We start from the raw sequence: 2,593 nt of genomic DNA, 5'->3' as shown, positions 1-2,593 counted from the left end.
TTCGACGTTCTCGACGACAACGATCGCGTCGTCGACGACCAGGCCGATGGCCAGCACCATCCCGAGCAGCGACAGCATGTTCAGCGAGAAGCCGAGCAGATACATCACCGTCAAAGTGGCGATCAACGACACCGGTATCGCGATGATCGGGATGATGGTGGCGCGCCAGCTCTGAAGGAAGATGAAGACGACAAAGACGACGAGCAGCAGCGCTTCGACGAGCGTCTTGACCACGTCGTCCATGGCAGCGGAAACGAAGCGGGTCGTATCGTAGAACATGTTGTAGGACATGCCGGACGGGAAGCGCTTCGACAGCTCGTCCATCTTGGCCTTGACACTGCTCTGCAGGTCGAGCGCGTTGGAGCCCGGGGCCTGAAGAACCGCGAGCACGACGCTGTCCTCGCCGTCGAGGCTGAAGGACGACGAGTAGGACAGAGCGCCGAGTTCGATACGCGCCACGTCGCGCAGATGAATTGCGGCGTGGGTTTCAGGATCGACGCGAAGGATGATCTCGCCGAACTGCTGCGGGTCGCTCAGGCGACCGATAGCACTCACCTGCATCTCGAACGGCGTTCCGGATGGAGCCGGCGACTGGCCGATCTTGCCGGCCGCGACCTGGATGTTCTGCTCCTGGATGACGTTCTGTACATCGACGGCGGTGACGCCGAGACTCGCCATCTTGTCGGGGTCGAGCCAGACGCGCATGGAATAGCGGCGCTCGCCGAAGAACTGGACGTCGCCGACGCCGGGCAGTCGCTTGATCGGGTCGAGGATCTGCAGATAGGCGTAGTTCGACAGCGTGGTGAAATCGACCGACTTGTCAGGCGAGCTGAGATTGACCAGCACGTTGAAGTTCGGGTTCTGCTTGATGACGGTAACGCCGGCCTGGTTGACCAGGGCGGGCAGGGAGGGGGCTGCCTGCGAGACGCGGTTCTGGACGTCCATGGCGGCGATGTCGACATCATAACCGACCTGGAACGAGATGATGATGCGCGCCGACCCGTCGTTCGAGCTCGTCGAGGACATGTAGAGCATCCCGGGCACGCCGTTCAGCTGTTGCTCCAGCGGGGTCGTCACGGTATCGGCCACGACCTGCGCGCTGGCGCCGGGATAGTTGGCGGCGACGACGATCTGGGGCGGGGTGATGTCGGGAAACTGCGCGACGGGCAGAAGGAAGTAGGAGATGGCGCCTGCCAGCACCATGATGATCGCGATCGCCGAGGCGAAGATCGGCCGTAGGATGAAGAAGTTGACCATGATGGCTCTCTCCGAGGCGGCTCGTGATGGTCGATGGCTGCCTTGGGGACGGCAACGAAAAACCGTTGCAGCACACGGAACCGTGCGCTGCTCTTGAACAACCCGATATTGACTTGCGAAGGTGGATGTTACTATCTAGTAACAGGATAAATGTTACGGATCGGTAACATTGTCAAGGGCGTTCCAGCGACAAGATTGGAAGCGAGGAAACGTTGATGACAGCTGCTGTCAAATGTCCACCACGGGAACGGATCATCGACGCTGCGCGTGACCTGTTCAGAAAGCATGGCATCAAGGGCATTGGTGTCGATGCCATCGCCGAGGCCGCAAACAGCAACAAGATGACGCTCTACCGCCACTTCGGCTCGAAGGACGACTTGGTGTTTGTCTGCCTGCAGGAGGCTGCAGCCGAAGCTGAAGCCTTCTGGGAGGGGATCAAGGCCGCCAATCCCGGTGATCCCAAGGCGCAACTGAGCGACTGGGTCCGCCGCGCCGGCGAATTCGTCACCGTCGAACATTGCAATTGCGAGCTTCTCGATGCCGCAGCCCAACTGGTCGAGATCGACCATCCCGCGCGGCAGTTCGTCGAGGACCTTCGCAGCCTTTACCGGGTGCGATTGATCGAGCTCTGCAGTACTGCCGGCGCCGCCGACGCCGAACTGCTGGTCGATGCGTTGACGCTTCTGGTCGAGGGCGCGCGGACGAACTGGCGCAGCGCCGGGCCTGGTGGAGCCGCAACGCGCTTCGTGAAGGTTGCGGATATGATCGTCGGCGATTTTTTGGCGTAGCATGGCAGCGGCGTTATCCCCGAGCCGCCAGCCTCCCGCTTGGTAACGCGACCCTCGCATCACGCTCCAGGGACCTGATGTAAACGATCCAAGGGACGCGAAGCGGCCATTCACCGGTCTCGGCCTTAACGTCCGCTTTTGCGCGAAGGCAAAGTTTGCCTGAACGTCCTGTTCGGGGCGCTATGCCGTCATCTGCGATGATCGACTTTTCACCCCCATTGAGGCCATCGTGACTGGGCTCGATGAGACTCAGAGCACCGTTATTTCTTGGTTCACGGCTGGGCGGCTGGCGCGGGTAGTCTCTCCCAACCTAATACCGAGCGTCCGCCATTTGATGGCGACGCTGCTCGTTCGCGCGTGACGAAGGTATCGAACGAGGGGCCGTCCGCTGTGGACTCGAGACGGCGCGCTTGTTCGTCGAGCCGGCCCTTGATCTGAGGATAAGTGCTTACCTTCCTATCGGACGGTGTCTTCGACAGCGTCTACCGTATTGTTGACGTCCTTTCCGGCACCTCTAACCGTATTGGCGCAGGCCGACAGTGCAAACA

The 2,593-nt window shown here is 60.9% G+C and carries 2 protein-coding genes and 1 pseudogene; 1 reads left to right on the top strand and 2 read right to left on the bottom strand.

The genetic code is table 11. The annotated features are described in order from the left end of the window. On the bottom strand, window positions 1-1,257 hold a 1,257-nt coding region (locus AC1DUU_RS29030), incomplete at its 3' end, for an efflux RND transporter permease subunit (RefSeq protein WP_476786785.1). 215 nt (window positions 1,258-1,472) lie between these two features. Here AC1DUU_RS29030 and AC1DUU_RS29025 point away from each other — a divergent pair. Further along, window positions 1,473-2,045 (top strand): TetR/AcrR family transcriptional regulator, encoded by a 573-nt coding sequence (locus AC1DUU_RS29025; RefSeq protein WP_476786784.1) that lies wholly within the window; start codon window positions 1,473-1,475, stop codon window positions 2,043-2,045. Between the two features lie 456 nt (window positions 2,046-2,501). On the opposite strand, the pseudogene AC1DUU_RS29020 reads toward AC1DUU_RS29025, so the two are convergent. After that, window positions 2,502-2,593 (bottom strand): annotated as a pseudogene (locus AC1DUU_RS29020) (entericidin EcnAB); the annotation flags it as partial.

It is taken from the genome of Aminobacter sp. P4_H6_2, from assembly GCF_056400805.1.
Note: the sequence above shows the minus strand (reverse complement) of the source record. Positions and strands in the feature narration are given on the sequence as shown.